The 25832-nt window shown below is 55.5% G+C and carries 28 protein-coding genes; 10 read left to right on the top strand and 18 right to left on the bottom strand.

The window, feature by feature from the left end; all coding sequences use genetic code 11:
• Positions 1–96 precede the first annotated feature (96 nt).
• Both alsB and alsR read right to left on the bottom strand, forming a co-directional pair.
• A complete protein-coding gene (gene alsB, locus FOC35_RS07190; RefSeq protein ID WP_172568549.1) occupies positions 97–1032 on the bottom strand; it encodes a D-allose transporter substrate-binding protein in 936 nt (311 codons plus the stop codon).
• A gap of 57 nt (positions 1033–1089) precedes the next feature.
• A complete protein-coding gene (gene alsR / locus FOC35_RS07185) occupies positions 1090–1980 on the bottom strand; it encodes a D-allose utilization transcriptional regulator AlsR (RefSeq protein WP_039897815.1) in 891 nt (296 codons plus the stop codon).
• 357 nt (positions 1981–2337) lie between these two features.
• Between alsR and rpiB the strand changes: the two genes are divergently transcribed.
• On the top strand, positions 2338–2787 hold the full coding sequence (gene rpiB, locus FOC35_RS07180; protein WP_172568548.1) for a bifunctional allose-6-phosphate isomerase/ribose-5-phosphate isomerase RpiB: 450 nt from the start codon (positions 2338–2340) through the stop codon (positions 2785–2787).
• A gap of 69 nt (positions 2788–2856) precedes the next feature.
• Complete coding sequence (gene yjdP, locus FOC35_RS07175; RefSeq protein WP_172568547.1) at positions 2857–3180, top strand: DDRRRQL repeat protein YjdP; 324 nt, start codon at positions 2857–2859, stop codon at positions 3178–3180.
• On the opposite strand, the gene phnP is transcribed toward yjdP, so the two are convergent.
• From phnP to FOC35_RS07110, 13 genes are all read right to left on the bottom strand, one after another.
• Complete coding sequence (gene phnP, locus FOC35_RS07170; protein WP_172568546.1) at positions 3177–3935, bottom strand: phosphonate metabolism protein PhnP; 759 nt, start codon at positions 3933–3935, stop codon at positions 3177–3179. The genes yjdP and phnP overlap by 4 nt on opposite strands.
• The gene (phnO, locus tag FOC35_RS07165) at positions 3913–4380 is read right to left on the bottom strand and encodes an aminoalkylphosphonate N-acetyltransferase (RefSeq protein ID WP_172568545.1); all 468 of its coding nucleotides are present in this window, start codon (positions 4378–4380) and stop codon (positions 3913–3915) included. Before phnO ends, phnP begins: the two co-directional genes overlap by 23 nt.
• Positions 4373–4960: a ribose 1,5-bisphosphokinase gene (gene phnN / locus FOC35_RS07160; RefSeq protein WP_227318494.1), complete on the bottom strand. Its 588-nt coding sequence runs from the start codon at positions 4958–4960 to the stop codon at positions 4373–4375. The genes phnO and phnN overlap by 8 nt, the downstream gene beginning before the upstream one ends.
• Positions 4957–6093, bottom strand: coding sequence for an alpha-D-ribose 1-methylphosphonate 5-triphosphate diphosphatase (gene phnM, locus FOC35_RS07155; RefSeq protein WP_172568544.1), 1137 nt, complete (start codon positions 6091–6093; stop codon positions 4957–4959). Before phnM ends, phnN begins: the two co-directional genes overlap by 4 nt.
• A complete protein-coding gene (gene phnL, locus FOC35_RS07150; protein ID WP_172568543.1) occupies positions 6080–6784 on the bottom strand; it encodes a phosphonate C-P lyase system protein PhnL in 705 nt (234 codons plus the stop codon). The genes phnM and phnL overlap by 14 nt, the downstream gene beginning before the upstream one ends.
• 9 nt (positions 6785–6793) lie before the next feature.
• Positions 6794–7552 carry a phosphonate C-P lyase system protein PhnK gene (gene phnK, locus FOC35_RS07145; RefSeq protein WP_016517493.1) on the bottom strand — a complete coding sequence of 253 codons (759 nt, stop codon included), beginning with the start codon at positions 7550–7552 and terminating at the stop codon, positions 6794–6796.
• Entirely contained in the window at positions 7549–8394 is an 846-nt protein-coding gene (locus FOC35_RS07140) for an alpha-D-ribose 1-methylphosphonate 5-phosphate C-P-lyase PhnJ (protein WP_172568542.1), read from the bottom strand. Before FOC35_RS07140 ends, phnK begins: the two co-directional genes overlap by 4 nt.
• Positions 8387–9451 carry a carbon-phosphorus lyase complex subunit PhnI gene (locus FOC35_RS07135; protein WP_172568541.1) on the bottom strand — a complete coding sequence of 355 codons (1065 nt, stop codon included), beginning with the start codon at positions 9449–9451 and terminating at the stop codon, positions 8387–8389. Before FOC35_RS07135 ends, FOC35_RS07140 begins: the two co-directional genes overlap by 8 nt.
• A complete protein-coding gene (gene phnH, locus FOC35_RS07130) occupies positions 9451–10035 on the bottom strand; it encodes a phosphonate C-P lyase system protein PhnH (protein WP_172568540.1) in 585 nt (194 codons plus the stop codon). The genes FOC35_RS07135 and phnH overlap by 1 nt, the downstream gene beginning before the upstream one ends.
• On the bottom strand, positions 10032–10493 hold the full coding sequence (gene phnG / locus FOC35_RS07125; RefSeq protein WP_172568539.1) for a phosphonate C-P lyase system protein PhnG: 462 nt from the start codon (positions 10491–10493) through the stop codon (positions 10032–10034). The genes phnH and phnG overlap by 4 nt, the downstream gene beginning before the upstream one ends.
• Positions 10494–11219: a phosphonate metabolism transcriptional regulator PhnF gene (phnF, locus tag FOC35_RS07120; RefSeq protein WP_172568538.1), complete on the bottom strand. Its 726-nt coding sequence runs from the start codon at positions 11217–11219 to the stop codon at positions 10494–10496. It abuts the gene before it with no gap.
• A gap of 468 nt (positions 11220–11687) precedes the next feature.
• Positions 11688–12122, bottom strand: coding sequence for a VOC family metalloprotein YjdN (gene yjdN, locus FOC35_RS07115; RefSeq protein WP_172568537.1), 435 nt, complete (start codon positions 12120–12122; stop codon positions 11688–11690).
• Between the two features lie 101 nt (positions 12123–12223).
• Positions 12224–12559, bottom strand: a complete 336-nt coding sequence (locus FOC35_RS07110) for a zinc ribbon domain-containing protein YjdM (protein WP_016517500.1) — start codon at positions 12557–12559, stop codon at positions 12224–12226.
• Between the two features lie 410 nt (positions 12560–12969).
• On the opposite strand from FOC35_RS07110, the gene FOC35_RS07105 reads away from it, so the two are divergent.
• From FOC35_RS07105 to FOC35_RS07095, 3 genes are all read left to right on the top strand, one after another.
• A complete protein-coding gene (locus FOC35_RS07105) occupies positions 12970–13638 on the top strand; it encodes a WYL domain-containing protein (RefSeq protein ID WP_115586368.1) in 669 nt (222 codons plus the stop codon).
• A 103-nt stretch (positions 13639–13741) separates the two neighbouring features.
• A complete protein-coding gene (gene crfC, locus FOC35_RS07100) occupies positions 13742–16093 on the top strand; it encodes a clamp-binding protein CrfC (RefSeq protein ID WP_172568536.1) in 2352 nt (783 codons plus the stop codon).
• The gene (locus FOC35_RS07095) at positions 16093–16968 is read left to right on the top strand and encodes a diguanylate cyclase regulator RdcB family protein (RefSeq protein WP_016517503.1); all 876 of its coding nucleotides are present in this window, start codon (positions 16093–16095) and stop codon (positions 16966–16968) included. Before crfC ends, FOC35_RS07095 begins: the two co-directional genes overlap by 1 nt.
• Positions 16969–16982: 14 nt before the next feature.
• Here FOC35_RS07095 and FOC35_RS07090 read toward each other — a convergent pair whose 3' ends face one another.
• Positions 16983–17342, bottom strand: a complete 360-nt coding sequence (locus FOC35_RS07090) for a helix-turn-helix domain-containing protein (protein WP_072145784.1) — start codon at positions 17340–17342, stop codon at positions 16983–16985.
• 122 nt (positions 17343–17464) lie between these two features.
• Here FOC35_RS07090 and FOC35_RS07085 point away from each other — a divergent pair, with 122 nt between their 5' ends.
• Positions 17465–18208 (top strand): SDR family oxidoreductase, encoded by a 744-nt coding sequence (locus tag FOC35_RS07085; RefSeq protein WP_172570335.1) that lies wholly within the window; start codon positions 17465–17467, stop codon positions 18206–18208.
• A 64-nt stretch (positions 18209–18272) separates the two neighbouring features.
• On the opposite strand, the gene fic is transcribed toward FOC35_RS07085, so the two are convergent.
• Positions 18273–19349 carry a protein adenylyltransferase Fic gene (fic, locus tag FOC35_RS07080; protein ID WP_172568535.1) on the bottom strand — a complete coding sequence of 359 codons (1077 nt, stop codon included), beginning with the start codon at positions 19347–19349 and terminating at the stop codon, positions 18273–18275.
• Positions 19350–19791: 442 nt separating this feature from the next.
• Here fic and FOC35_RS07075 point away from each other — a divergent pair, with 442 nt between their 5' ends.
• Genes FOC35_RS07075 through FOC35_RS07065 form a run of 3 tightly spaced genes read left to right on the top strand, consistent with a single transcriptional unit; the run spans position 19792 to position 22830 of the window.
• Positions 19792–20103, top strand: a complete 312-nt coding sequence (locus tag FOC35_RS07075; protein ID WP_172568534.1) for a PTS sugar transporter subunit IIB — start codon at positions 19792–19794, stop codon at positions 20101–20103.
• An 11-nt stretch (positions 20104–20114) separates the two neighbouring features.
• Positions 20115–21512 carry a glycoside hydrolase family 1 protein gene (locus tag FOC35_RS07070; protein ID WP_172568533.1) on the top strand — a complete coding sequence of 466 codons (1398 nt, stop codon included), beginning with the start codon at positions 20115–20117 and terminating at the stop codon, positions 21510–21512.
• On the top strand, positions 21505–22830 hold the full coding sequence (locus FOC35_RS07065; protein ID WP_039897820.1) for a PTS sugar transporter subunit IIC: 1326 nt from the start codon (positions 21505–21507) through the stop codon (positions 22828–22830). The genes FOC35_RS07070 and FOC35_RS07065 overlap by 8 nt, the downstream gene beginning before the upstream one ends.
• Before the next feature lie 136 nt (positions 22831–22966).
• Here FOC35_RS07065 and FOC35_RS07060 read toward each other — a convergent pair whose 3' ends face one another.
• Positions 22967–24187: an amino acid deaminase gene (locus tag FOC35_RS07060; protein ID WP_172568532.1), complete on the bottom strand. Its 1221-nt coding sequence runs from the start codon at positions 24185–24187 to the stop codon at positions 22967–22969.
• 202 nt (positions 24188–24389) lie between these two features.
• Here FOC35_RS07060 and FOC35_RS07055 point away from each other — a divergent pair, with 202 nt between their 5' ends.
• Positions 24390–25826, top strand: a complete 1437-nt coding sequence (locus FOC35_RS07055; RefSeq protein ID WP_172570334.1) for an amidohydrolase family protein — start codon at positions 24390–24392, stop codon at positions 25824–25826.
• The last annotated feature ends 6 nt before the right edge of the window (positions 25827–25832 follow it).

The following is a 25832-nucleotide window of genomic DNA, read 5'->3' as shown; positions in this document are numbered from 1 at the left end:
TTTCCCCTCACCCTAACTCTCTCCCCTGTGGGAGAGGGCTACCTTTTTCTCCCTCTCTCTGTGGGAGAGGGCCGGGGTGAGGGCATCAGGCCACAACTATTTCGTTACCAGCACCGAATCCACCAGGCTGAACTGCGGCGCTTTATCCAGCGTAATCACCTTGCCAGTTTTTGCCGCGTCAACCAGCAGCTTCAGGCCCGTGGCGCCAATATCCGCCGGGTTCTGGGCGACGGTGGCGGTCATCTGCCCGGCATCAATCATTTTGCGTGCTTCCGGGATGCCGTCGGTGCCGACTACCAGCACTTTCCCGGCTTTTCCGGCATTGGCAACCGCCTGGGCAACGCCCATTGCCATCGTGTCATTCGCGCAGTAGAAGGCTTTCAGGTTTGGGTTGCGTTGCAAAACGTTAGTGGCAACGTCGAGCGCTTTGATACGGTCCCAGTCGGCAGGCTGGCTGGCGACCAGCTTTATCTGACCCGCTTTTTTGAAGGCGTCGCTGGCACCTGTGCGGCGCGCTTCACCGGACGCGTTGCCCGCTTTACCTTCGATAATCGCCACTTCGCCGCCCTGGGCGCCGAGCTTGTCGATGATAAAGCCTGCACCTTTTGCCCCGACCGCGACGTTATCGGTGGTAACAAATGCTTCCACATTGCCGCCGGCTTTTTTCAGGTTATCCATATCGATCTTTTCATCGAGGTTGACCAGATAAATGCCTTTTTTCCAGGCGTTGGCAACCGGCACTACCAGGTTAACGGAAGAGAGCGGTGCAAAGGCGATGCCTTTATATTTTTTATTACCGAGATCTTCGAAAAGCTGTAGCTGGGACTGAAAATCACCTTCCGAAGGCGAAGCAAAAATATCGACGCTGACGCCCAGCGTTTTTGCTTCATCTTCTATCCCTTTTTTCATATCGACCCAGTAAGGGTTGGATAATGTTTTTAATATCACCGCATAATCGGCCGCTGCAAAAGCGCTGGTGGATAACATCAGGCCCATAGCAGCGCCGCTGAATATTTTCAGATATTTATTCATAATAATATTCTCAGTGTAGGGTACAGTCAGATCCCGTGATAACGGGATCTGTTATTTTTACTTCAGTGCGCCAGGTGAAAAGAAATCCACAATAGCGCCGGTCTTTTGCATATTTAAAGTTGCCTGCTCAATGTTTTGCTGGGCTACAGAAACAAAAAGTGCATCTAATAATGTTAGTTGTAATATACGCGCGGAAGCGTTTCTGCCCAGTAAAGGCGTCTCTGGTGCTGGCGAACAAATAATAAAATCAGCCAGGCGTGCAATCGGCGAATGGTAGCTGTGGGTAATACAAATAATTTTGGCCCCATTTTTTTTCGCCAGTTCCACCGCCGCTTTTAAATCGCTGGTGCGCCCGGAATGGGAAACCACCAGCACCACATCACCTTCTTTTAGCAACGACGCCGACATCATCATGATGTGCGCGTCCTGGTAGGCCTGGCAGCGCACGCCGATGCGCAGAAATTTGTGCTGAATATCGTCGCAGATGGCGTTTGAACCACCGACGCCGTACAAATCACGCTGTTTTGCCTTCGCGAAGTAGCGAGCCGCGCGGTGGATCTCGTCCACGTTAACGATCGACTGCCCTTCCATAATGGTACGCAGCGTGATGTTAAACACTTTGTTGACCACATCCTGCGGCGCTTCATCAAATGCCAGTTCGGTTGGCAGTACCTGCTCCGACTCGGAAAAATAGGCCACCAGCGCGCTGCGAAGATTACGAAACCCGCTGAACCCCAGCAGTTTTGAAACCTTAACGATCATTGCTTCCGACACGGAAAGCGCTTCGGCAACGTCTTTTATTGCCGGGGCATCACTCAGGTTGCCTGGCTTCAGCAGCCAGTCGACGATGCGGCTTTCGTTGTCCGTCATCCCTTCCTGCTTCATGCGCAGCCAGGGAGCGAGGCCGATGCCGTTCGGCAACTGTGAATCAATTTCAGACTGACTCATCATGTTCTCTTGATGTCCATAAAGTGAAGGCACAACTATAACATCACAGCGTGGACAGAAAATATGCTATCAACTTCACAAAAATAATTAATTCATAAAGTTTAATTTGTTGTGAAGTTTTACCGATCAAATAAATTAAAGTAACTACATGAAAATAAATAATTTAATTTGATTTTGATGGTGATTGAAGCGCTGGGTGAATCACGTTTACTGGCAAAAATACCATTGCGCTGTAAAGCTCATCGGTGTAGAAATGTCCACGAACCCGGCGATTTTGCCGATAAATTGGGCAGTGAACCGGTCCTAAATCACAGAAGTTGCCGGGTTCGTAAAGTTACCCTAACTGTGAGGCTGACGATGAAAAAAATTGCGTTTGGGTGCGACCACGTAGGTTTCCTGCTGAAAGAGGAGATAGTCGCGCACCTGCTGGAGAAGGGGATTGAAGTGGTGGACAAAGGAACCTGGTCCGGGGAGCGCACCGACTATCCGCAGTACGCCAGCGCGGTGGCCGGGGCCGTTGTGAGCGGTGAGGTGGAAGGCGGAATTTTGATTTGTGGCACCGGCGTGGGTATTTCCATTACCGCTAACAAATTCCCCGGCATTCGCGCGGTGGTATGCAGCGAGCCTTACTCGGCGCACCTTTCTCGCCAGCACAATAACACGAATATTCTGGCCTTTGGCTCAAGAGTGGTGGGCCTGGAGCTGGCAAAAATGATTGTGGATAGCTGGCTTGCCGGGCAGTTCGAGGGCGGTCGTCATCAGGCCAGGGTGGAGGCGATTAGCGCCCTTGAGCAGCCGCGAATTTGAGATTCCTCCGCTACTTCACCCTGCGGCCGCTGTCTAACCTGAGGCCAGTCCAACTCAGAGACTGACCTCATGAAAAAATATACAACGGCGCTGCTGTTCGGCGTGCTTTATCTGGCGGCGCCTTTCGCTCAGGCGGATGTTATCGATGATGCTATCGGCAATATTCAGCAGGCGTTTAGCGACGCGTACAAACCAGGCGGCGACCGCGTTTACCACGACGATCGCGATGACGACGATCGGCAGGTTCGTGCGCTCAGCCGTCAGAATGAAGAACGTTATCGCCAGCTGGAATCCCGCCGCCGTCAGCTTGACGACCGTCAGAACCAGCTCGATCATGAACGCCAGCAGTTGGACGATGAAGAGCGCCGACTTCAGGATGACGAAGACCGCTAATCCAGCACTATCTCCAGGCCGTCAAACCCCGCCTCAAAGCCCGCAGGCAGGTTATTGCGCATCAGCCATTCGTCGAACTGGTGGCTGATGTGTGTCAACACCACCCTCGGGCTGCCTATTTGCTCATTCAGCGCTATCACCGTCGATAAATCGCAGTGATTTTTTGGCGCTTCCGGCCTCGGTTCACGGCTGCAATCGATCACCACGACTTCCGGGCGGTTGGCGGCAAGAAACTTGAGCGTTTTCTCCGGCAGCCCGGCGGTATCGCTGAGCCACGCCAGCCTGCTGTATGCCGTTTCAAAGAGGTAGCCGAAGGTCAGCTTAGAGTGGATAAGCGGCAGCGGCGTTACGCGCAAAGCCTGGAGAGTAAAGGCGACAAACGGCTTGACGGTGTGGCTGAAGTCCAGCATACCGGGGTGCTTAAACAGATCGTCGCAGCCCTGCTCGTCGGGTGGGCCATAGACGGGGATTTTATCGCCCACGCCCCAGCGCAGCGGAAATAGCCCCTGCACATGGTCCATATGGTAGTGGGTGAGTAAAAACTGCTGAAATTCACCCGGCTGCCAGCTATCCATCAGGCCGGGCAGCCCGGCGTCCAGCAGCGTGACGGCTTCGTTATATTTCACGACCGCGCTGCACGGGCGGCGGCGGTGAGCGGGATTGGCGCGCGCGCGTGAACAGGCCGCGCAGCCGCAGCCCCAGGCGGGGACGAGCTGCGCTCCGCCGGTACCGCTAAGCGTTAACTTCAGCGTCATTGGGGGTCTCCACCGGTTTGGTAAACCGCAGATGAGTTGCGCGGTAGCCTTCCCGCTCGTAGAAGCGGTGCGCGTCTTTACGGCCGGTGCTGGTAGAAAGCTCGGTCAGCTCCGCAGCGGCTTTTCGAGCCTGCGCTTCGGCCCAGGCCAGCAGCTGTTTGCCCACGCCGTGCCCGCGAGCCTCCTCCATGACAACCAGTTCCTGAATCTCGCCGATGCGGCGGCCATGATGCAGATGATATTGCAGATGCAGGCTAATCATGCCCAGCGCTTTGTCGCCCAGCCACGCCAGCTGATAATAAATATTTGGGTCGCGCAGGTTCTCGGCGAAGCAGGCGTTAAAGCCAGGGCGGTCGGCTTTGGCCTGCTTTAACTCGCAGATCATGCGGTAAACGGTATCACTGTCTTCGATAGCGGCGGCTTTTAACTTAACAACATCAGACATGGCGAGGCTCCTTGCGGTGAAGAGGGATGACGTTCGAGCGGTGCCGGGCCAGCAGCCGCATAAATAATTCGGCTGACTGTAGCAGACTCCCGTCGTTGTTGAGTACCAGACAATCATCCCCCTCCGGCGCGTAAAGTGCCGCCCGTTGCAGCCGCTGCTCGATTTGCTCCGCATTTTCCCGCCCACGCTGTTCCAGGCGATAGCGCAGAACGTCGGTAGAAACTTGCAGGCAAATCGGCACCAGCGCTTCCGCATAGCGCTCCCGAGCCTGTTGTAAATGCTGCCGGGAGCCGTTAACCACCACATCAAATCCGGCTTCGAGCCATATATCCATCTCCACGCCGACGCCGTATGACTGGTGATGCGCCTGCCAGCTCAGGGCAAACAGACCCTGCTGCTGGCGCTGGTCAAACTCTTTCGCGCTTAGCGCGACGTGGTTTTCGCAACCTGCGTCGGCGGCGCGCGTGATATAGCGATGCGCCACCAACAGTCTTTCGTGCTCCTGCTGGCGCAGAGCGCTCAGCAGGCTGTCTTTGCCGGAGCCGGACGGGCCCATCAGCCAGATTAGTTTACTCATCAGAACACCCGAATTCCCTGGCGCCAGACGTGATCGACGTGGATGTGGTCGCCGTGCATATGCGCCAGCACCAAATCCGCCCGCTTCCCTTCCGCCAGCGTGCCGCGGTCGTTCAGATTCAGCGCCCGTGCCGGGTTGCGCGTCACCAGGTTCACCGCCTGAGCTAACGTGAAGCTATTGCCGTCGTCGTGCGCCACGCGGAATGCCGCATCCAGCAGGCTTGCCGGATAGTAATCTGAGGAGAGGATGTCCAGCAGCCCGGCCTGCGCCAAATGGCTGGCCGCCACGTTGCCGGAGTGGGAACCGCCGCGCACGATGTTGGGTGCGCCCATTAATACGCTCATGCCGTGGCGGCGTGAGGCTTCGGCTGCTTCCAGCGTGGTCGGGAATTCAGCAATGACGCTGCCAATTTCATGCGACTCAACAACGTGTGCCGAGGTGGCGTCGTCGTGGCTGGCAAGCGCGATATTGCGGTCGCGGCAGCGGGCGGCAATGGCCTGACGGTTTGGCTGCGACCAGCGTGCCGCCAGCGTCAGTTGCTCTTCCTCGAAGCGGTCCATCTGCTCGTTCGTCAGGTGATATTTGCCCTGGTAGTAATCGCGGTATTTCGACAGTTCGGCGTACTGGCGCTGGCCCGGCGAGTGGTCCATCAGCGACACCAGGGAAACCAGTTCGCGGTCGACCAGCTTGTCGAACAGCGGCAGCGTGGTGTGGTGCGGCAGCTCGCAGCGCAGGTGCAGGCGATGCTCGGCGCGGTTGAGGCCGCGTTTTTGCGTATCCTCTACGGCGTTGATCATTTTTTCCAGGTTTTCCAGCCTGTCTCCGCCGTCGCGCACGTCGCCAATGGCTACCGCGTCCAGCACGGTGGTGATGCCGCTGGCGACCATCAATGCGTCATGACTGCTCATTGCCGAGTGTGCCGGCCAGTCAACTTTTGGGCGCGGGGTAAAGAATTTATCCAGATTATCTGTGTGCAGCTCAATCAGCCCCGGCAGGAGCCAGCCGCCGCCGCCGTCGTGTGCGCCCGGCAGCTGGCTCTGGGTTTCGGCAAAGTTGCGAATCACACCGTCGGCCACTTCCAGCGAGCCACTGACCACTTCATCTTCCAGTACCAGGCGAACATTATTGACTATCATGTTGAGGCTCCATCGCTGTCATCTCATGCAGGCGGTCGGCCACCTGTTCACGCACTGCTTCGTCGTGGAAGATGCCGACGATGGCCGCTCCACGCGCTTTTGCCTGCTGAATTAAAGCCACCACGGCGGCGCTGTTTTTGGCGTCCAGCGAGGCGGTTGGCTCATCCAGCAATAAAATGGGGTAATCGACGATAAAGCCGCGAGCGATGTTGACGCGCTGCTGCTCGCCGCCGGAAAAAGTGGACGGTGCAAGGTGCCACAGGCGCTCAGGCACGTTCAGCCTGGTCAGCAGTTCGGCGGCTTTTGCCTCGCATTCTTCACGCGGTACGCCCAGGTCCAGCAGCGGCTGCATCACCACTTCGAGCGCCGAAATACGTGGGATCACTCGCAGAAACTGGCTTACCCAGCCGATGGTCTGGCGGCGTACCGCCAGCACTTGCCGCGCCGGAGCCTGCACGATATCCAGCCATTCGCCGTCGTGCTTCACCCAGATGTGTCCTTCATCCGGCAGATAGTTGGCGTACAGCGAGCGCAGCAGAGTGGACTTGCCGCTGCCCGAGTGGCCGTGCAGCACCACGCATTCTCCGCCTTCAACTTCCAGCGAGGCGTTTGCCAGCACCGGCAGGCGAATGCCGTGCTGATGGTGCAGGACAAATGTTTTGCTCAGGTTTTCAACCCGTATTCTGGTCATAGCGAGTACCTAATTCTGAAGGACGGAAGACACCAAAAGCTGGGTATACGGGTGATGCGGATCGTCCAGCACGCGGTCGGTCAGCCCACTTTCCACCACTTTGCCCTGCTTCATGACCAGCAGGCGGTCGGCCAGCAGGCGGGCAACGCCCAGGTCATGGGTGACAATCACCACGGCCAGGTTCAGCTCCATCACCAGGCCACGCAGCAAATCGAGCAGGCGGGCCTGCACCGACACATCCAGCCCGCCGGTTGGCTCATCCATAAATACCAGCTTCGGGTGGGTGACCAGGTTGCGGGCGATTTGCAGGCGCTGCTGCATGCCGCCGGAGAAGGTAGTTGGCAGATCGTCGATGCGTGAGGCCGGGATTTCTACTTCTTCAAGCCAGCGCTGGGCGGTTGCACGGATATCGCCGTAGTGGCGCGCGCCGGTTGCCATTAAGCGTTCACCGATATTGCCGCCGGCAGAAACGTGACGACGCAGGCCGTCCATCGGGTGCTGGTGTACCACGCCCCATTCGGTGCGCAGCAGGCGGCGGCGGTCGCCTTCAGACATCTCATACAGCGAGCGGTCGAGGTAAATCACTTCCCCTTCCTGCGGCGCGAGGCGGGCGGAGATGGCTTTTAGCAGCGTGGTCTTGCCGGAGCCGGACTCGCCGACGATACCCAGCACCTCGCCGGGCCACAGGTCAAAAGACACATCCATAAAGCCTTTGCCGGGCGCATAGAGGTGGGTCAGGTTATTCACCGAAAGTAACGGGCTGGTCATGACTGAGAGGCCTCACTGTTCTGGCGGCAGTAGTCGGTATCGGAGCAAACGAACATGCGGTTGCCCGCGTCGTCGAGCACCACTTCATCAAGGTAGCTGTGGCGTGAACCGCAGATGGCGCACGGCTCTTCCCACTCCTGGACCTGGAAGGGATGATCGTCAAAGTCGAGGCTTTCTACGCGGGTAAACGGCGGCACGGCGTAAATACGTTTTTCGCGGCCTGCGCCAAACAATTGCAGCGCGGGAGACATATTCATTTTCGGGTTATCAAATTTTGGGATTGGCGACGGGTCCATCACGTAGCGATGGTTCACCTTCACCGGGTAGGCGTAAGTGGTGGAGATATGGCCAAAGCGGGCGATATCCTCATACAGCTTCACCTGCATCACGCCGTACTCTTCCAGGGCGTGCATGGTGCGGGTTTCCGTCTCACGCGGTTCGATAAAGCGCAGCGGCTCGGGGATAGGAACCTGGTAAATCAGGATCTGGTCTTCCGTCAGCGGCGTTTCCGGGATGCGGTGGCGGGTTTGCACCAGCGTCGCGTCTTCCGTGCGTTCGGTGGTGTTTACGCCGGTTACGCGTTTGAAGAAATTGCGGATAGAGACGGCGTTGGTGGTGTCGTCCGCGCCCTGGTCAATGACCTTCAGCATGTCGGCTTCGCCAATCAGGCTGGCGGTCAGCTGGATGCCGCCGGTGCCCCAGCCGTAAGGCATCGGCATTTCGCGGCCGCCAAACGGCACCTGGTAACCCGGGATCGCCACCGCCTTAAGGATGGCGCGGCGGATCATGCGTTTGGTTTGCTCGTCCAGATAGGCAAAGTTATAGCCGCTTAGGTTAGCCATTTGCTCGCTCCTTTATCAGGCGGTTAAGCAGCTCCAGTTCGGCCTGGAAATCCACGTAATGAGGCAGCTTGAGGTGGGAAACAAAACCTGCCGCTTCGACGTTATCCGCGTGGGATAACACAAACTCTTCGTCCTGCGCCGGCCCGGCGACGGTTTCGTCGTAGTCGGGAGCCTGGAGCGCGCGATCAACCAGCGCCATCGCCATGGTTTTGCGCTCGCTCATGCCGAATGCCAGACCGTAACCGCGGGTAAAGTGCGGCGGTTCGTCATCCGGGGCGACAAAGCCGTTAACCATTTCGCATTCGGTCATCAGCAATTCGCCGATGTTCACCGCAAAACCCAGCTCTTCCGGCACGATTTCGAGATCCACATAGCCGCTGCGGATCTCGGCGGCAAACGGGTGGTTACGGCCATAGCCGCGCTGGGTAGAGTAGGCCAGCGCCAGCAGATAACCTTCGTCGCCGCGCACCAATTGTTGCAGGCGTGAAGAGCGCGAGCAGGGGTAAACCGGTGGATCACGGGTAATATCGTCGGGCTGCGCTCCGTTATCTTCTTCGGCTTTCGCCAGCCCCTGTTTAGCCAGCATGCTGAAAACATGCGGTGAGGGAGCGCTTTGCTCATCTGCGGTATCCAGCTCGGGCGCTTCGCCGTTCGCCAGCAGCGTGAAGTCCAGCAGCCGGTGGGTATAGTCGTAAGTCGGGCCGAGTAACTGGCCGCCCGGAACATCTTTATAGACGGCGGAAATACGGCGTTCGAGGCGCATTTCCGCCGTATTCAGCGGCTCGCTAACCGCAAGACGCGGCAGAGTGGTGCGGTAGGCGCGCAGCAGGAAAATCGCCTCAATCATATCGCCGCTGGCCTGCTTGATAGCCAGCGCCGCCAGTTCGCGGTCGGCGATACCGCCTTCGGTCATCACGCGGTCAACGGCCAGGCCAAGCTGCTGCTCAATTTGCGCGACGCTGAGTTCTTTTAGCGTTTCATCGCCGCGTCGATTCTGCTCCTGCAGGGCATGGGCGGCGGAGATTGCCTTCTCGCCCCCTTTGACGGCAACGTACATCAGCACACCTCCACATGGGTGGTCCGTGGGATCGCCAGCAGACGATCGCCGCAGGTTAAAATCAGGTCGATGCCCAGCGGGAACGGGTGCGGGCGCTCGGTCAGCTCGTGCAGCACGCATTCAGGAAGCTGGGGGGCAATCATCCGCTCTTCGTTGATCCCGGCTCCGGTCAGGCGCAACATGCGGCCGCCGCTGAGGCTGGAAACCTGCAGGACAAGCGTGGCGCTGGTGTCGGGAGCAATATCACAACCCTGAGCCAGCAGGTTCAACTGACCGGAAGAGATGGCCTCGCTCGCCACGGCAAATTGCGCCTGCTCGGGCTGCTCGCACAGCGGGGCGTTGGTATGGAAGCGAATATTCTGGATGGCAGATTCGTTGCTCAGCGCGTCGTCTATCCACACCGGCGTGTCGTTGTCGGCAAGGGTTAACAGCACGCTGGTGGTGGCAACGTTCAGAGGCTGCCAGCCCTGCTGTAGCGAGGTTAGCGCGACAATCACACCCGGCTCGCTCATCGCTTTTAGCAGGCGACGAAAACTCTGCTGGGCATCCTGCACAGGGAGGGTAAAAGCGGTCATTAGTGTCATGCGTTATCTCCGCGAACCAGCGTGAAGAAGTCCACGCGGCTGCTGTTAACTTCGGCGCGGCGGGCGGCAAGGCGTTGTTCACGATTGGCCGCCAGCGGTGCGATGAGGGTTTCTTGTAACGTCTGAAAGTGAGCGGATTCCTGCATCAGGGCGTCGATAACCGCGCAGCATTCGGCGTGTTTCTTGTCGCGGCCCAGCAGGTAGCTGTAGCCGTAGGTGCCGCTTGCCAGCTTCACCACCGTGCGGGTCAGCGTGGCGTCGCCGGTAAAGAAGCGCTGGCCGGTGCCGCCCATTCGAGCCTGAACCTGCACCAGGCCGATTTCCGGGGCGCGGATAAGCGTGTAGTCCGGGGCAATGTTCAGGCTATCCCAGCGCGCCTGTAGCTCGCTGGCCTGGCTGTGGGACAACACCGCCATCCACGCGCGGCGCTGTTCGGTGTTGAAATGGCTGGCGTCCATTTAGTGCTCCATGGTGAGTTCAATCATGTCGGCGCGGGTCAGGCTGACGGAGTATTCCGCCGGGCTGGCTTCGCCTTCACGATGGTTAAGGGTGCGTACGCAAAGCAGCGGAGCCATGTTGGGGATTTCCAGCAGGCGGCTCTCTTTAGCCTGGGAACGGCGGGCGCTGATGCGGGTTTGGGCGCGGGTTAAAGGCGTGCCCAGCTGGTCGTGAATAAAGTCATGCAGCGAACCGCTGTGGAAGCTTTGTAGAGCGGGCCACCAGTTCAGCTCGGAAAAATAGTGGTCGATGATGCACACCGCGATACCGTTGACCCGGCGCAGGGTGCGCAGGTGGATAACGTTATTGCCCTCTGCAAGGCCAAGCGCGTCGGCTACGTCCTGAGACGCCGGGCGCAGTACCGCCAGCAGGCGTTCGCTGGTCGGGTGGCTGCCCTGGTCAAGCAGGTTTTGGCTAAAGCGGGCCTGGGCGTTTAGCGGGTAGTCGAACGGCCGCATCAGCACCAGGACACCAACGCCCTGGCGGCGCTGAACCCAGCCCTTGTTCACCAGCTCATCGATGGCGCGGCGCAGCGTGTGGCGGTTGACTTCGTAGTAGGCGGCAAGCTGGCTTTCTGCCGGCAGATAGTCGCCGCAGCGGTAGTTGTTGCGCAGCTCTTGCTCGAGCCGGGCGGCAATTTCTTGATAGCGGGTTGGGTAACTGGTCGGATGTCTGGACAAGTGCATCGCGGGCCTCCTTCAAAAGTTGCCTTATGGTGCAGGGGGAAAGTGACGGTTTTGTTAACGATTAGTTTCTGTCCGATGAAGAGTTAAAGTCAGCCGCCGCGGGCTTGAGTAATCAATCAGTTATCTGAATCACCGGAGAATGGAGGGAAAAAATGGAATGATGGAATAATAAATAGAGCATTTCTGGCATGATATATTCTATATCCTGGCGAATCGTAGTGCTTTCATTAAATAAATTTCACTATCACTTAAATAATAATTCCTCTGCTTAATACACTAATAAAAATGTGCAGGTTGAGAATCATCCTGGCACCTTTTCATTGTTGCGGAATAAATGTGCAAGAAAGGAATAAATAAATTAACATCAAAAAAATGAATAAATAATGGCTGTTGATTTGCCTGGTTTTTTAATCCTGAAGAGAAAGAAAAGGCCCGGAGTTTCGGGCCTGAGATGAATAACAGAATAAACTATCTTTCTCTTTCGACATTGACCATCCACGGAATGCCGAACTTATCCGTCAGCGAGCCATAGCCCTTCGCCCAGAAGGTTTCGCTCCACGGCATTGTGACCTTGCCGCCCACGGCCAGATTCTCGAACCAGCACTTTCCTTCATCAACATCATGCGTGGCCAGGCACAACGCATAGCCGCTGTGGCGGGACTTTTCGCCGCCCATATTACCGTCGCTCATCATCAATTCGTTGCCGGCAATCCGTAAATTGGCGTGCATGATACTGTCGGCTGAATACTCGGACGCGCCGCTGCACTCTTCCGGGTTACCCGCTTCTTTGGGCATTTCTCCAAAGGTGATTTTGAACGTCAATTCGGCGTTCAGGGCCTGCTGGTAGAAGGCAATAGCCTCGTTACAGCGGCCGTCTAATGAGATGTAGGGTGCTAAAGACATCGCTAAATCCTCTGCGTTGAGAGTACAGAAGAAGTGTAGGTGGTGCGGGAAAGGTAAGCCAGGCGGGGGCAGGCAGCAAAACGCTGCCTGCGGTGCAGAAATTAATTCTTCTTCACAAACTCGGATTTCAGCTTCATAGGGCCAAAACCGTCAATTTTACAATCAATGTTGTGATCGCCTTCTACCAGGCGGATGTTCTTCACTTTGGTGCCAATTTTCAACATCGAAGAGCTGCCTTTGACCTTCAGATCTTTGACTACCGTGACGCTGTCGCCATCGGCCAGCAGATTGCCGTTGGCATCTTTAACCACCAGCTGGTCGCTCTCTTCGCCAGCGGCGTTCGGGTTCCACTCATGAGCGCACTCCGGGCAGATAAGCATACTGTTGTCTTCATAGGTGTATTCGGAATTGCACTTCGGGCAATGAGGGAGCTGCATTATCTGATCCTCAAGGTAAGATAAATTAATGATAAATAGCGATTTGACGACGAAAGCGTACTGAATCGCGAAAAAGTGCCGGGATTATACATCAAAACCCTACATTTGCAGGGATTATTGCGACCCTTTCAGGCCCGCTGAGCCACCATCCTGCTGTTAATACGCAAAAATCATGTCATTCAAGAAAATAAGCGCAAAATTTAACTTAAAGTTCGGGCTTTAATTGCCGTTAAATAAGGCTAATTTAACTTAGTTTCATTCAGCTACGGGCCGCTATGCCAGCGTGGGCTGCTGCGCTATACCTGTTTGAAAAAATAAAAAAAAGCGTATTGCGCTGACACCTCCTGTCACTTGACAGGGGTATGGTTGGGCCTATGGATGTACCGATACAGAGGCAGGAACCGATGAGAATGAAAGGCGCAAAAGTAAAAGTTGCAGATCGACTGGCCGAAATCGTCTTAAGTCTTTATCAGGGGGAAACCCTTTCCGCTGATATTATCCGCCAGCGTTTTGATGTAGATATGCGAACTGCGTATCGTGATTTGAACCGGCTTGGTGCTATTCTGGAGGACGTCGGCGAGGGGAAAAAGCGTCTCTCTTCGCATTTAAAAGGACAGTTTAACGTAAACGACCTGTTACGCATTACCAAGCGCGTAGGGCTTGCTGCGTTTTATCCGTGGTACGACATAAAAAGCCATAATCACTTTATTACTCTGCGGGCTATTCCAGATTTATTGGTTGTAGGGTATGAATATGAAAATAGTCCTCAGCGAAAAGCTATTTTTTATCCATTAATTGATAACCAGGATGACCCTGGGGGCGAAAGGGTAAAAACTGAAGTATTGTTACAAGTTTCGGCTCAGGCAGCCGAACATTTCAAACAACGCAAGTTATTACCGTTTCAAAAGACCATCAGGGAACTCGATAACGGAGAGTTGCTTCTTGCAAGCCATATTGCTTCGCCCGAGCAATTATTTCCGCTGGTGCAGTATTGGATACCGCATCTCACCATTATTTCTCCGCAGGTCTGGCAAAGCGACTTAAAAGCCAGGATCGCGGCATGGTGTAATGTTAATTAATAAATTATTTTCCTCACGTAATTATAAAAACCGGTATTGCCAGGATTACAAAAAAAGTTTGGCAGAGATAAACCGGGTAATTTGAGTTAAGGAAACATTTTTTATGCACACACAAACTGTTTTTGAATTGAGTCAGGAAGCCGAGCGGCTATTGCAATTAGCGCTGCAAAATCTTAACGCGCTCAAAGTCGCTCCGCTGGCTTTACAGAATGAAAAAAACAACCCTGTGGCCAGTGTACATCCATTGAAGTTTAGCCCACGCGGTATCGAATTACAGAAAGATATGCTGCAAAACGAAAGGCGCAAAATAACCCAGCATGAAATGGTGCTGGCTATTGTGGGCACCATGAAGGCAGGGAAGTCGACCACCATTAATGCCATCGTTGGTACCGAGGTATTGCCCAACCGTAATCGGCCGATGACCGCGCTGCCAACGCTGATTCGCCATACGCCGGGCCAGCGCGAACCGGTGCTGCATTTTCCGCACGTTAAGCCGATTGAAAGCCTGATGGCGGAACTACAGGAAAAGCTGCTGACGACCGACCGCGAAATGCTGGCGGGCAAGCTGGAAATCGACCGTGATATGGATGCGCTAATCGCCCGTATTGCCAACGGCACCGGATTTGAACGCCACTATCTTGGCGCTCAGCCGATTTTTCACTGCCTGAAAAGCCTGAACGATCTGGTGCGGCTTTCCCGGGTGCTGGACGTTGCGTTCCCGTTTAAAGCCTATGCTGCGATTGAGCATGTGCCGGTTATCGAGGTGGAGTTTGTGCATCTGGCCGGGCTGAAGAATGGCCACGGGCAACTGACCCTGCTGGACACGCCGGGGCCAAACGAAGCCGGGCAGCCGCATCTGCAAAAAATGCTCAGGGAGCAGCTGGCGCAGGCCTCTGCTGTACTGGCGGTAATGGATTACACCCAGTTGAAGTCCATCTCTGATGAAGAGGTACGCCAGGCGGTGCTGGGCGTCAGCAAGTCGGTGCCGCTGTATGCTCTGGTGAATAAATTCGATCAAAAAGACAGAAATAGCGACGATGAAACCCAGGTCAAGGCGATGATTGCCGGGACGCTGATGAAGGGCAGCATCGACCCGGACAGAGTATTTCCGGTTTCCAGCATGTGGGGCTATCTTGCCAATCGCGCTCGTTACGAACTGGCTACCCATGGCCGCCTGCCGGACCCGGAGCAGCAGCGCTGGGTACAGGACTTTGCCGAAGCGGCGCTGGGCCGACGCTGGCGCAGCGCGGATTTAGCCGATATAGAACACCTTCGCCATGCGGCCGATCTGCTGTGGGAAGACTCTATGTTTGAGTCGCCGATTGAAACTATTTTGCATGCCGCACATGCCAACGCCTCTTTGTATACATTGCGCGCCGCGTGCCACAAACTGCTTGATTACGCCGACGGAGCCGAAAGCTATCTGAACTTCCGCTGCCAGGGATTACAGGTAACCAACGATAGCCTGCATGAGAATATCCGGCAGCTTGAAGAGGATATGCAGCTGCTGCAAAGCACGCAGCAGTCGGTAAGCCTGGTGATTCAGGGGCAGGTATCCGGGGCGCTCGCCAGCATCGCGTCGTTCGTGCAGCGCTTTGAAACCCAGATCCATGCCGATCTGGATGAATACTTCCAGACCGGGCGGCTCGGGGAGGGAAGGCGGCATCCACTCTACCCGCAGGCGCTGACCCGTAACGCGGATTTTGCGCCGGGTAGCGAAAAATTAATGGGCGAGGATGAAAGCTCTGCCCGCCTGCTGTTGCATAAAGTTCGCGCCTCCAGCGAGAGTATTTTGCTGGCCGCTCAGGAGACCTTAACCGGGGAACTTGGCACCCTGCTCAGCAACCTGGAGGCGGGCTTGTGCCATACGTTGCGGGAAGCCCTGAAGCCTGTAGAGCAGCGGGTAAGCGACGGGCTTTCGGTGGCGGGATTCCGCGCGCAGATAAGCCTTCCTGCGTTTAATGCCAACCAGCTCAGCTTTGATGCCCGGCAGGCTTTTAGCAATGTTATCGACCATCAGGAAGTGCTGATGTCGGAAATGCAGCCGCAAAGTGGGATGCGTGGCGTTCTTGCCCGCTGGCTGAACGGCGTGGACTGGGGCTGGGAAGATTATGCTGCCACCCACAGCCGCTATGTTATCGATCTGATCCGGCTTCAGCAGAAGCTTCACGCTCACGTTTCCACCATTCTGGCGCAAATTAACCAGGCGATTACGGCGCAAATCGACATTTCCGTAACCGCCGGTATGGCGACCTTTTTTGCCGACTTTTCCCAGGCACTGGATGCTATTCGCAGCAATTTGCAGCAAAGTCTGGCGGCGAGGCAGCAGAATGATACGGTGCTGATTTCCCTGCAGAGCCAGCTCGAACAAAGCGTCAGAACGGCTCGCTATATTCACGAGGATACCCGCCTGCTGCGGGACGATATCCAGACGCTTTTCACAGCGGAGCAATAATGAGCAGTCTATTAATGGAAGGGCCGGTAAGAACCCTCGGATGTATTAGCGAAAAATTTGCCGTCGATTTTGCACTGAGTATTGATGTGGCGCGGCAGCCGTGGCAAAGCCAGCAAAGCAAAGATTTTTATCAGCAGCTTACGGAGCTGTTCATGGGCGGCGAGCGCCTGCGCTCCGGGCTGGCGGGCATGCCGCCGCAGGATGAGCTGGAGGCCTCGCTGGCAAGGCTCGGAGTATTGACCGCCGACCGGGCAAAGAGCTATCTCGCCAACAGCCAAATTAGCGAGAGGATTGGGCAGCTGGAGCCGGTTTCTGCCCGCACGGCCCATCATTCTGCTGCGGCGCGTGAGCGACTGCTGGCTTTACGCCAGCAGCTTTCTTTGCAGCTAAGCAAAATGGAAGCGGAATTCCGGCAAACGGATCTGGTGCGCCAGGGCAAGGTTCACTGCGAGCAGATATTTACCCGCTGGCGTAGCGGGCATTATTTCTCGTTCTCCCCGGCCGCACGCTGCTACGTTGCGCTGGAAGAACTGCGCTGGGGAACCTTCGGCGATGCCGTGAGCCACGGAAGTTTGCCGCAGAAAGAAGAGCTGATTGAGCACCTGCGCAGCCTGGCGATTGGCCGTCTTGCCGAGGATGTTAACGCCTCGGCACGTACCCGCCATTATTATCATGACTGGCTGGCAGCCCCCACTTCACCGGGCCTGCTGGAGCATAAAGACGCTTTAATCTGGCTCGGCGATGGGTGCGATACGCAGCGGCAGCCGGTGAGTTATTCCATCACGCAAAGCTGGCAGGGCGTGGCGCTGGGTATGCCGCGTATCTGCTCGGCTATGCGCCTTGCCAGCGCGCTGGTCGACGAAGTGTTCGGCTAGCTCATTTCACATTCTCAGGGACGAGATTGTTCCATTTCTCCGGCGTTTTCCGTCATCCATTCGGCAAGTGAATCGAGCGTAGGGCGCAGAGATTTTCCCAGCGCCGTAATCTGGTATTCCACGCGCGGCGGGACTTCGGCGAAGACCTGCCTGACTACTAATCCCCGTGCTTCAAACTGGCGCAGCTGGCGCGTCAGCTCTTTCTGGGTGATGGGGTGAACCGCTCGCTGTAAGTCGCTAAAGCGCACCGCCTCGTCTATCACGATCAGGCGATAAAGGATCGGGATTGCCCATTTCCCCGAAACGAGATTCACGAAGCTCACCATCGGGCAGCTGCTGCCTGCCTGAGGCAGGGGCGAAATATTTTTTGTCATGCTCGCTCCTGTCGCGCGTTAATGCGCTCAACTTGGTGCTTTAGTATCCATTTGGTGCCTACTACCCAAAGGATACTATAGCGGAAATAATGGCTTCACCAATGATTAAAGAGGTGAAGATGATGGGCAGACTAAACGGCAAATACGCTTTAATTACCGGCGGTACCAGCGGCATTGGCCTTGAGACGGCGCGGCAGTTTATTGCCGAAGGCGCAACGGTGGCGATAACCGGGCGTAGCGAGCGGGGCCTGGCCGATGTCAAAGCGCTGCTGGGCAATGTGCATATCATCAAAAGCGACGCTGGCGATGTTGCCGGGCAGCAGAAGGTGGCCGACGAGCTAAAGCAGCTTTGGCCGCAGATTGACGTGCTGTATATCAACGCCGGAGATGTGACCCATCATCCTCTGGAAGAGTGGGACGAAGACGCCTATGACCGGCTGATGAATACCAATCTCAAAGGCCCGTTTTTCCTGCTTCAGGCGCTTCTTGCGCAGCTTGCCAACCCTTCGTCGGTGATTGTTTGTGGCTCGGTTAGCGCCCGTATTGGCCTGCCGCAAACCAATGCTTATGCGGCGAGTAAAGCGGGTCTTCTCTCCCTGGCGCGTACGCTCTCAGGGGAGCTGCATCCGCGAGGCATCCGCGTTAACGGGCTTAGCCCCGGCCCGACCGAAACGCCCGCTCTGGGCAAGTTAGGAAACGGCCTGGGAGCAGATGCCCTGAGAGACGAGATCCGCGCTCTGGTGCCGATTGGCCGCCTGGGCACCGCGCTGGAACTGGCGAAAGCGGCGGTATTCCTGGCTTCCGATGAGTCGGCCTTTGTGGTGGGCACGGATTTGCTGGTCGATGGTGGCGTGGGGAATTTATAAGGGAGTAGGCTCAGGCCTTCCTCAACCACGCGACGTAGAGTTTTAGTGCGGTTGAGGAAAGGCGTTATGTATTCAGCTCGTTGAGCAGGCGAATATTCAGATAAAGTTTTTCGCGACCAGAGTTCATCTCCTCCAGCACGCCGATTTCAACCAGCTGCTTCAGGTAACTGGAGGCCGTCTGGCGCTGTGCCAGCCCTGCATCAACGATGTTTTCTATGCGGCAATAAGGCTGCATAAACATCACCTGGATGAGTTCCCAGGAATAAATCTTCGGCAGCTTCTCGCGAACATACTCCGTGGTGCTCGTCATCAACTCACGTACGACGCCGATTTTCCTGGTCGTCCATTTTGCCATTTCGAATACTGCCTCCAGCATGAATAAAATCCAACCCTCCCAGTCCTGTTTTGCCGTCACGTCGCGGAGCAGGGCGTAATATTGCGAGCGATTCTCCAGAATAAAGCGCGAGAGATAAAGTACGGGCAATGTGAGCAGTTCAGTCTGGATAAGGTAAAGGATGTTCAGAATGCGGCCGGTACGCCCGTTACCGTCGGGGAAGGGGTGAATGCACTCGAATTGGTAATGCGCAATTGCCATCTTTACCAGCGGGTCCAGATCGTCTTCCTGATGAAGAAACTTCTCCCAATTCGTGAGCAAACTGCGGATAACTTCCTCACCTTCAGGCGGCGTATAAATCACGTTCAGATTCTGATCGCGCAGTACAGTGCCCGGCGTCTTACGCACATCTGTCTCTACCGCGCGCAGCGTGGTGCAAATCTGAATCGCCGTTGTGGTGCAGAGCGGATAAGTTGCAAGATGGCTCACACCTTCGTACATGGCTGTGCGGTAGCGCAGGGCTTCTTTCGTGGCAGGGTCGGCCTGCCCGGCACGGTCAACGTACTGGAAGAGCTGGTCGCTGGTGGTGACAATATTTTCAATTCGGGATGAGTCCTTTGCCTCCAGCATCGGCAGGATATTAACCAACAGCCCCTGGTCCGGGAGCAGTTGCCCCGCAGCTTTAAGCTCTGCCAGCGCTGCCCTGGCATTAATGCAGGCTTTAAGAACCGCGCGGGTTTCAATTTGCTCAAGCTCAGGGGGCAGAAAAGGGAGTTGATTGAACGGCTGCTTCGGGTGCCAGGACATGTTTAAAAAACCTTATTTTTTCGACATGTTCACAGTATAGGTACGCCGCATCGACACATCAAGGCAACATGTACATTTTTTCCCATTTTTTAAACATGTCATCGAAATATGTCGATGGCATCGACATGTTTTGGCGATATATACATATTTTCAATTTTTTTAAACATATCGAGAGAAACGCGTCGTGCGGTTCTATATCTGTGACGACACCGCCATTCTTGCCAATAAAAGCGCCCAGGTGGACGCGTAAAAGCTGAAAAGTAACAGTCTTATTTCTTTGTTTATTAAATATAATTCTTTTTAAATCACACATTCCCGCCAAAAGTACCAGCCGTTAAAAACGAATCTGTGTTGCCCCTCTCTTGTGGCTTTTTTAGCCACTACCCAGAATATATTTTGCCGCGTGTTGCGGACACCGCGTTGATTCTCTGAGGGAAAAGTGATGAAAAAAATCTTCTTATGCTGTGCCGCCGGTATGTCTACCAGCATGTTAGTGGAAAGAATGAGGCAGTCTGCGAGCAGTCGCGATATTGAGGTGGAAATAACCGCCGTGCCTGTTTCGGACTTTGAGCAGATAGTCGGCGAGGCGGACGTTATCCTGCTGGGGCCGCAGGTCAAATTCCAGCTGCAAAGCCTGAGCGCCGCTGCTGCGCCTCACGGCGTGCCGGTTGCCGCCATCGATATGATGCAGTACGGCGCGATGCAGGGCGACAAAGTGCTCGACCATGCGATTTCGCTGCTGAAAAGCGCATAACGGGAGGTCTGATGGATTACCGATTTCCTGAAAATTTCTGGTGGGGCACCGCGACCAGCGCCACGCAGTCTGAGGGCCGGGTTGAGGGTGACGGCAAGGGCGATAACATCTGGGATCACGCCTCGCACCAGTTTAATGAGCGCTTTTATAACGGCGTGACCTCCGACGATACTTCAACGTTTTATCAGCGCTGGAAGGAAGATATCCAACTGGCGAAAAATATCGGCCTTAACTCGTTCCGCACCTCGATTTCGTGGTCACGCCTGATCCCGGACGGCGACGGAGAAGTAAATCCGCAGGCGGTACAGTTTTATAACGATGTGATTAACGAGCTTACCCGTCAGGGGATCGAGCCGTTTATCAACCTCTACCATTTCGATATGCCGATGGCCTTGCAGGAAAAGGGCGGCTTTGAAAATCGCGAAGTGGTGGATGCTTTTGCCCGTTATGCCGGTATTTGTTACCGGCTGTTTGGCGACCGAGTGCGCTACTGGTTTACCTTCAACGAGCCGCTTATTCCTGCGGAAGCGGGCTATCTGCATCCCCGCCATTATCCCTATGTCACCGATTTCCGCCGGGCGACTCAGGTGCTTCACCATATCGTTATGGCTCACTGCAAAGCGGTTGCCGCCTGGCGAGAACAAAATCTTGAGGGCCAGATAGGCATCATTATGGACGTGATCCCGGTTTACCCGCGCAGCGATAGCGAGGAAGACCGGCATGCGGCGGAGATGGCCGACCTGTTCTATACGCGCAGCATAAACGAGCCGATTCTGCTCGGGCGCTACCCGGACGAACTGATTGCCCTGCTGAAAGAGCATGATTTGATGCCGGAGTTTCTGCCGGGCGACTGCGAGCTTATTGCCGCAACTCGCGTTGAACTATTGGGGATTAATTACTATCGCCCGCGGCGAGTTAAGGCGCGTGAAACGCTGCTTGAGGAACCTCACGGCTTTGTGCCAGAGCGTTTCTTTGAAGAATACGTGATGCCGGGGCGGCGCATGAATACCTCGCGCGGCATAGAGATTTATCCTCCGGCGCTCTACGACATTGCGATGCTGGTGAAAGAACGTTACGGCAACCTGCCGTGGTTTGTCTCTGAAAACGGCATCGGCATTATGGACGAAGAGCAGTTTATGGTGGACGGTGAAGTACAGGACGATTACCGGATTGAGTTCCTGCAGGAGCACCTGAGCTGGCTGCACCGCGCCATTGCGGATGGGAGCCATTGCCTCGGGTATCAGATGTGGACCTTCATCGACTGCTGGTCCTGGCAGAACGCTTATAAAAATCGCTATGGTTTCTACCGTCTCGAGCTGGCAACGCAGCAGCGTTCGCTGAAAAAATCCGGGCGCTGGTTCCGCGATGTCATTGAGAATAATGGGTTTGAGGGGGCTGACCATGTCTAGCTTTGACAGGCTGGCCGAAAAGTTGATGCCGGTGGCTAACGCTATCGGCAACCAGCGGCATATGCAGGCGATCCGCAACGGGCTTATCTCTATTTTACCGCTAACCATCGTCGGGTCTTTCTTCGTTATTTTGCTGAATATCCCAATCAAGGGCTACATGGACTTTATCGCGCCGTGGCGCGATATGCTGGATGTGCCGTTCCGTTTCACGGTTGGGCTGATGTCGCTGTACGCGGCCTTTACCATCGGATCTTTCCTCGGTAAGAGCTACAAGCTGAACGACATTACCAGCGGCCTGCTGGCGATGCTGGCGACCCTGCTGATGATTGTGCCGGTGAATATTAAACAAGGCGTGACGGTCGCCGGGGAGGCCGTTGCCGGGCGCTATATTCCTATCACTTCCCTTAGCTCGCAGGGGCTGTTTGGGGCGATCATTTCTTCTCTGATTGCGATTGAGATCTATCGCTTTATTAAAGTACGCAATATAGAAATCAAAATGCCAGCTGGCGTACCGCCGGTCGTTGCCAGCTCGTTCTCAGCGCTGTTCCCGACGCTTGCCGTGGTGCTGATTTTCTGGATACCCCGCCATTTCCTGAATGTTGATATTAACGCCATCATCAGCTACATCATCATGCCGCTGAAGGGCTTTATGACCGGCACAAACCTGTTTGGCGGCATCGTAACTCAGCTGTTTATTGATGTGTTCTGGGTGCTGGGGATCCACGGCCACGCGGTGATGGGGCCGCTGATCCGTCCGCTGTGGGATCAGGCGATTGTCCAGAATATGGAGTTGTTCCAGTCCGGCGTTAGCGCTTACGACTTGCCGAACATCTTTACCGAGCAGTTCTTCCAGTGGTATGCGCAAATGGGCGGCACCGGCTCAACGCTGGCGCTGGTGGTGTTGTTTATTCGTTCGCGGGTGATTTACCTGAAACAGCTGGGCAAACTGTCGTTTATTCCCGGCCTGTTTAACATCAACGAGCCGATGATTTTCGGCGCGCCGATTGTGATGAACCCGATCCTTGCTATCCCGTTTATCCTCGCGCCGATGGTGAATACCGTGGTGGTGTATCTGTTTACTATCAGCGGGTTAATTCCGCGCATGATGGTGAAACCACCGTTTACCGTCCCGGCTCCGCTGGGGGCATTAATAACCACTAACTGGAACCTCATCGCCTGCGGGCTGGTGTTTATCTGCTTCTTTATCTCGCTGGCCATCTACTACCCGTTCTTTAAGGTTTACGAGAAGAAGATGTTGGAAACCGAGCTTCAGCAGCAGGAAGAGGAGAAGGCTAAGGCGCTGGCCGAGGCGAAGTAAATTTGCTGCTGCCCCTCTCCCCTCAGGACTGAGTGCTCTTTCATCTTCTCTCCCCAGAGTGGGAATTCAGGACAGCATTGTTTTTTATCCCCTCTCCCTTTTAGGGAGAGGGTTAGGGTTAGGGTGAGGGTAAAAATTAGAATGCCGTTTCCAGCTCATCCAGCACGTTATACTCGTCGTCCACCAGCAGCAGCGCCTTCCATTTATCAAACGTCAGGCAAGGGTGGGAGGTGCTGAACACCAGAATATCGCCAACCTGCACATCCATGCCCGGTTTTAGTTTCAGCATCGCGTGCTGATCCATAATGCCGGTTGTTTCGATGGTTTCTGCCGGGGAGGCCAGCGCTTTGCCCTCGCGGTAATGGGCGACAGGCTGCGGCAAGCCAGCATCGAAGGCGCTGTCTCGCTTGCCGAAGTTCACAATCGCACGGTCGCTTTCCGGGACAGACTGCACCATCGCTACCAGTTCCAGAGCTGAAGTTAAGTCCCCGCCGAGATCGCAGGCAACCTGGTCCCGAGCCATTAACTGTTCCTGCGCTTCCTGATAAATACCGGCGTCGTGGGTGATGTAGCAGCCAGGGCGAATTGCGATGCGGCAGTTGGCCGGTTTTTCTGCGGCCAGCCAGATGTTGCACACAACGTCATACCAGACCGAGCCTGCGCCGGTTAGCAGGAATTCACCTTCTACATAGCGTTCCAGATTACAGGCCAGCGCGGCGGCATCACGCAGCAGTGCTTCGATTTTCGGCTGAGGGTTTTCGCCGTGCAGCACGCCTTCGTACATCTCGAGGCCCCGCAGGCGCAGACCCGGCAGGTCGGCTAATTGCCCGGCCAGGGCCAAAGCTTGTTCCGGGCTACGGCAGCCACAGCGGCCGCCGGGCACGCCAAGCTCAATCAGTACGTCCAGCGTTTGTCCCTGCTGGCTAAAGAAGGCCGACAGTGCGCGGGCGTTAGCCTCGCTGTCCACACAGCACAGGTAGTCAACGTCGGGGTACTTCTTCTTCAGCTGTGAAATCAACGCCATATTCGCTTTGCCAACCAGCTGGTTCACCATCAGAACGCGGTGGATGCCGCTAACCATGGCAATGCTCGCCTGCCAGGCGCTGCCGACGCCAATTGCCCAGGCTCCGGCTTTTTGCTGCTGCTGGAAAATCCACGGCGTCATGGTGGTTTTACCGTGTGGGGCGAGCGAAACGCCGCGTGCATCCGCATAGCTTTGCATCCAGCGGATATTGCTTTTCAGGGCTGATTTTTTGATGACGGCTGCGGGCAGGCAGACGTCTTCATTCAGGATATTGGCGGGGGGGTTAATGAGGGCTGACTTATGGGGTACAAGGTTAATTTCCTGGTATTTCATAACACACTTCCTCCGGGGTTATTCTTTCTTTCAGATTAAGTATCAATTTTAATGTGTTGTTAAATATATTATTTTTAATTTTTACCATTGATAAATGAATAAAAGTATCATTGATTTATCGGTGTTTTGTTTAGTTTTTCACTGTTTTTCCGGCTTGTAAATGGTTAACTTGCACGCAGATTATTATTGGCGTGAGGCGCAGATGAAGTTTGATTATCTCTTCAGGAATGTCACCGTTATTGACGGCTCGGGCGGGGCGGAATATCGCGCCGACGTTGCGGTATTGGGCGACCGTATTGCCGATATTGCCCCGTCCATTACCGGCGAAGCCGAATGTGAAATTGACGGCGGCGGGCGCGTGCTGGCTCCCGGCTTTATTGACGTTCACACACATGACGACATCAACGTTATTCGTTTCCCTGAATATCTGCCCAAAATTAGCCAGGGCGTGACCACGGTGATTGTCGGCAACTGCGGTATCAGCGCGGCTGGAGCGACTATCAAAACGCAGGTCCCGGACCCGATGAACCTGCTCGGCGAAGCGGAACAATTTATTTACCCGACCGTTGAGGCATACTCCCACGCGGTTGAGCAGGCGCGCCCGGCAATCAACGTTGGCACGCTCGTCGGCCATACCGCATTGCGTAACAACCAGATGGATGACCTGTTCCGCACCGCTTCGGCGGATGAAATCAGCGCCATGCGCAAGCAGTTAAAGCTGGCCTTGCAGCAGGGCGCTTTGGGGCTTAGCACCGGCCTGGCGTACGCCAGTGCGTTTCAGTCCTCTACTGAAGAAGTGATGGCGCTGGTGGAAGAATTGGCGGCAGAAAAGGGTATTTACACCACTCACCTGCGTTCTGAGTTCGAACCTATCCTTGATGCGCTCGATGAGGCCTTCCGTATTGGCCGCCACGGCAACGTGCCGGTGGTGGTGTCGCACCACAAATGTGCCGGAGCGAAAAACTGGGGGCGCACGGTTGAGACCCTGAAGCTGTTCGATAAGGTACGCCAGCAACAGGATGTTTCCTGTGACTGCTACCCGTATTCGGCGAGTTCTTCGACGCTGGATATGAAACAGATAACCGACGAGTTCGACATCATCATTACCTGGTCCGGGCCTCACCCTGAAGTGGCGGGGCAGACCCTGAAGCAGATTGCGCAGAGCTGGTCGATGTCGCTTCACGAAGCGGGAAAATTACTGATGCCCGCCGGAGCAATTTATTACAACATGGACGAACAAGACGTGCGTCGCGTGCTGAGATACCCGGTAACGATGGTTGGCTCCGACGGGCTGCCCAACGACCCGATGCCGCATCCTCGCCTGTGGGGCGCGTTCCCGCGCGTGCTCGGGCACTACAGCCGCGATGAGAAATTGTTCCCGCTCACCGAAGCAGTCCATAAGATGACGGGCATGTCGGCGGCGCGTTTTCAACTGCCCGAGCGCGGGCTGGTGAAGCGCGGTTATTATGCGGATCTGGTTTTGTTTGACCCGGCTACGGTCCGTGATGTGGCGAGCTTTAGTCATCCGAAGCAGCCTGCGGCAGGTATTGAAGCCGTCATGGTTAACGGCGTGATGAGCTATGGCGCCGGGCAACAGGTAACTGGCCGCGCGGGAAGGTTCCTGCGTCGGCAGGCATAATTTATG

The sequence above is a fragment of the Cedecea sp. FDAARGOS_727 genome, from assembly GCF_012273235.1.
GTDB classification, from domain to species: domain Bacteria; phylum Pseudomonadota; class Gammaproteobacteria; order Enterobacterales; family Enterobacteriaceae; genus Cedecea; species Cedecea davisae.
Note: the sequence above shows the minus strand (reverse complement) of the source record. Positions and strands in the feature narration are given on the sequence as shown.